2 protein-coding genes and 1 pseudogene are annotated in these 3,073 nt (G+C 28.0%); all 3 read left to right on the top strand.

Going from position 1 to position 3,073, the window contains the following annotated elements:
* Positions 1-1,344, top strand: a 1,344-nt coding sequence (locus HMPREF0202_RS06690; protein ID WP_023052351.1) for an AAA family ATPase, incomplete at its 5' end; no start/stop codon positions are given.
* A 108-nt stretch (positions 1,345-1,452) separates the two neighbouring features.
* Positions 1,453-2,739 (top strand): TolC family protein, encoded by a 1,287-nt coding sequence (locus HMPREF0202_RS06685; protein WP_023052350.1) that lies wholly within the window; start codon positions 1,453-1,455, stop codon positions 2,737-2,739.
* A gap of 29 nt (positions 2,740-2,768) precedes the next feature.
* Positions 2,769-3,073: pseudogene (locus HMPREF0202_RS15310) on the top strand (biotin/lipoyl-binding protein); the annotation flags it as partial.

The raw sequence follows: 3,073 nt of genomic DNA, 5'->3' as shown, positions 1-3,073 counted from the left end.
ATGGGAGAGTATCCAGTAATATATATAAGTTTGAAAGAGATAAAGGTTAATAATTGGGACCTTTGCTTAAATAAGTTGCATCTATTATTGCAAAATGAATATGATAAATATAATTTAACTTTGGAGAAGAAAAGAGAAAATCAAGAAAATGCAATTTTAGATTTATCAAAATTTTTATATGAAAAATATAAGAAGAAAGTGATAATATTGATAGATGAATATGATACTCCATTAGTCACAGCACACTCACAGGGGTATTATGATGAAGCAATATTTTTCTTTCGAAACTTTTTAAGTGCAGCGTTAAAGGGAAATCCATATTTAGAGTTTTCAGTACTTACAGGGATATTAAGAGTAGCTAAAGAAAGCATATTTTCAGGACTAAATAATCTTGCAGTGTCAACAATTTTAGATAAAGATTTTAATCATTTTGGTTTGACTGAAGATGAAGTAGAAGAGTTATTAAAATATTATGAGTTAGAGTATGAATTAGAAGAGGTTAAAAAGTGGTATAATGGATATAAATTTGGAAATAAGTTAGTTTATAATCCATGGTCATTAATTAATTTTGCTAATAAAAATGAATTAAATCCTTATTGGGTAAATACAAGTGACAATACCTTGATAAAACAATTATTGACTAAAAACGATGAAAAGGTGTTCGAAGAGTTAGAGCTAGTATTTAAAGGTGAAACAATATGGGAAACAATTTCGGAGAATATAATTTTTGATGATTTAGATAATATAAATACTATTTGGTCTTTAATGTTATTTTCAGGATATTTAACATATGAAGATATAAGAATTTCTACAATAACTGGACTTAAATCATATTCCTTAAAAATACCTAACCAAGAAATCAAAAGTTTCTTTAGACAAAGTTTTATAGAAACATATACAAAAGGAGATGTACATTTCTATGGTCTTATGATGGAAGATCTATTTTTAGGGAATCTAACTTCATTTGTGAATAGATTTAAAAAAATGTATGCTTCAGCTGTAAGTTATCATGATACAGGAGATAATGAAAAGTACTATCATCATTTTATGCTAGGTTTGCTTTTGACATTAGGGGATAAATATATAATAACTTCTAATAGAGAAAGTGGGTATGGAAGATATGATATAGCTTTAGAGCCTAAAGATAAAAGAAATTATGGGTTGATATTTGAATTTAAAATAGGGGATAAAAATTCTATTAAAGATAAAGCTAAAGAAGCTTTAGCTCAAATAAATGAAAAGAAATACGATACATCTATGAAAAATAATGGAGTATCAAAAGTTATAAAAATAGGAATGGCTTTTAGTGGAAAAGATGTAGCTATTGAAAGTGAAGTTGAGTAAATAAAAAAGTTGCAGAAAAAAATCTGCAACTTTTTTTAATACACAAAAAATACACAAAGTTAAAGTAGAATAATGTAAAAAAAATTTATATAGATTCAGGAGGAGTAAATGAAAAAGTTATTAGGTTTGCTAGTTTTGTTTTCAACAGTAGCATTTTCAAGGGAATTAACATTAGAAAGTGCAATTGACTTGGCTTTAGAAAATGGAAAAACTATTAAAACATCTGAACTTTCTAAAGAGAACGCAGAGTTAAATGTGAAAAGAGCTTTTAAAACCTCTTTACCAAAGGTTACTTATAATGGTCAATTTCAAAGAGCGGAACATACTACACGTAGTATGATAGATATAGTAAATTCTGATGGAACGATAGGTGATGGAGCAAAAAGTGGTTACTCACAAAGTGTTGGACTTTATCAACCACTATTTAGAGGTGGAGCTATAACAGGTGGAATTTTAGGTGCAAAAGCATCTAAAAATATAGCTGATTTATATTTCTGGGCTGAAAAAAGAGATGTGAGATTAGATATGATCTCTTTATATTCAAGTATAATAAATTTTGAAAAAAATCTAACAGTTTTAGAAAGCTCTAGAAAAGAGTTGCAAGCTAGATATGATAAACAAAATGAGCAATTAAATTTAAAGTTAGTTACAAAAGCTGATCTATTAAAAACAGAGTATTCTATTTTAGATTTAGAAGCACAAATAACTGGAACTAAAACAAACTTAGAAATAGCTAAAAAGGATTTGAAACTGAAGTTAATGATTCCAAATAACGAAGATATTACTTTAAAGGATTTCCAAGTACCAGAGAATTTAACATCAGGCATTGATTTTGGAAAAGATTTAGATGAAGCACTAACAAATAGTTTATCTGCTAAATTGGCAGTGAATAAAGTTGATTATGCTCAAGCTGAAAAGATAGTGGCAAGATCAAGTTTGTTACCACAAGTTGATGCCTTTGCAACATATGGAACTTCAAAAGAGAGTCATAACTTTGAAAATAGTTTTGACAATGCAGAGTGGAGAGGGGGAGTTTCTGTAAAGTGGGATGTATTTTCATTTGGAAGTGGAATTGATGAATACAATGTAGCAAAAAACAATGAGAATATAGAGTTTATAAATAAAGAGTTAACATCAGATAATATAAAACTATCTGTTACAAAAAATTATAGAGAGCTAATACGTTTACAGCAACTAAAAGATTCTAGAAGTAAAGCGTTAGAAGCTGCAACAGAAAACTTTAATATAGATACAGAGAGATACAATGAGGGACTAATTTCAACTGTGGATTTTTTATTATCAGAAAGTCAATATAGACAGGCAGCTGTAGATTATAACTCAGCAGTGCTAGATTATTATGTAGCCTTTGAAACATATAGATCTTCGCTTATATAGTATAGAAAAGAATAATTGGAGGGAAAATAGTGAAAAAATTACTGGGAATATTAATATCATTAATACTAATTGGATGTGGTAATAGCAATGGAAAACAAAAATCAAAAGAAGCTTTAGGAAAAAATATTAAAATATCTGAAGTAAAACCAGAGTTAATAACAAGACTAAATATATCAAGTGGAGTGACGGAACCTTTAAATGAGGTTAAAGTTGTAACTAAAACAGGTGGTACTGTAAAAAGTATAAACTTTAAAAATGGAGATAAAGTAAAAAAAGATCAAATTATATTAGTTTTAGAAGACCAAGAAGTGCAATCAGCTTATTTAAAAGCTCA

Source organism: Cetobacterium somerae ATCC BAA-474, from assembly GCF_000479045.1.
Classification (GTDB): domain Bacteria; phylum Fusobacteriota; class Fusobacteriia; order Fusobacteriales; family Fusobacteriaceae; genus Cetobacterium_A; species Cetobacterium_A somerae.
Note: the sequence above shows the minus strand (reverse complement) of the source record. Positions and strands in the feature narration are given on the sequence as shown.